This is a genomic window from Streptococcus oralis (assembly GCF_003943825.1).
Lineage (GTDB): Bacteria > Bacillota > Bacilli > Lactobacillales > Streptococcaceae > Streptococcus > Streptococcus oralis_CD.
Map to the genome: position 1 here is coordinate 1 of NZ_RJNJ01000048.1, position 832 is coordinate 832.

The window sequence follows — 832 nt, forward strand, 5'->3', positions numbered from 1 at the left end:
AACAGTCTTCCGTCAAACTCAATTCGCTGAGTTTGAACATGCCATCCACCAAGCAGACCAAAATGGAGAAGTCTTGACAAGTGATTTCCTCAATAAGCTCTACGCTGACTTGAATCAAGAGTATTATGGACTCAGCAAGGAAGACAATCCTCAAATCCAATACGAGTGGGCTCGCATTCCACACTTCTACTATAACTACTATGTTTATCAGTATTCAACTGGTTTTGCAGCTGCTTCAGCCTTGGCTGAAAAGATTGTCCATGGAAGTCAAGAAGATCGTGACCGCTATATAGACTACCTCAAGGCAGGTAAGTCTGACTATCCGCTCAATGTTATGAGAAAAGCGGGTGTTGATATGGAAAAAGAAGACTATCTTAACGATGCCTTTGCAGTCTTTGAACGTCGCTTGAATGAGTTTGAAGCTCTTGTTGAAAAATTGGGACTAGCTTAAGATGGTAGAGTCTTATAGTAAAAATGCCAATCACAATATGCGTCGTCCCGTCGTCAAGGAAGAAATCGTTGAACTCATGCGCCAGCGTCAAAAGCAGGTGACTGGTTCTTTGAAAGAATTGGAAACCTTCGCTCGCAAGGAAAATATCCCAATCATTCCTCATGAAACAGTTGCTTACTTTCGATTTCTCATGGAAAGTCTGCAGCCTAAGAATATTTTGGAAATTGGGACAGCTATCGGTTTTTCAGCTCTTTTGATGGCGGAACATGCGCCAGATGCTAAGATTACAACCATTGACCGTAATCCTGAGATGATTGGTTTTGCCAAGGAAAACTTTGCCCAGTTTGACAGTCGTAAGCAAATCACCCTCTTAGAGGGAGA

General features: G+C 42.3%; 2 protein-coding genes. Both read left to right on the forward strand.

The window, feature by feature from the left end; genetic code table 11:
- Nucleotides 1-451 (forward strand): M3 family metallopeptidase (locus D8863_RS10480; RefSeq protein ID WP_142999488.1); only part of this gene is annotated, 451 nt, incomplete at its 5' end.
- Nucleotide 452: 1 nt separating this feature from the next.
- Nucleotides 453-832: O-methyltransferase (locus D8863_RS10485; RefSeq protein WP_125441858.1), on the forward strand; the 380-nt coding region annotated here is incomplete at its 3' end.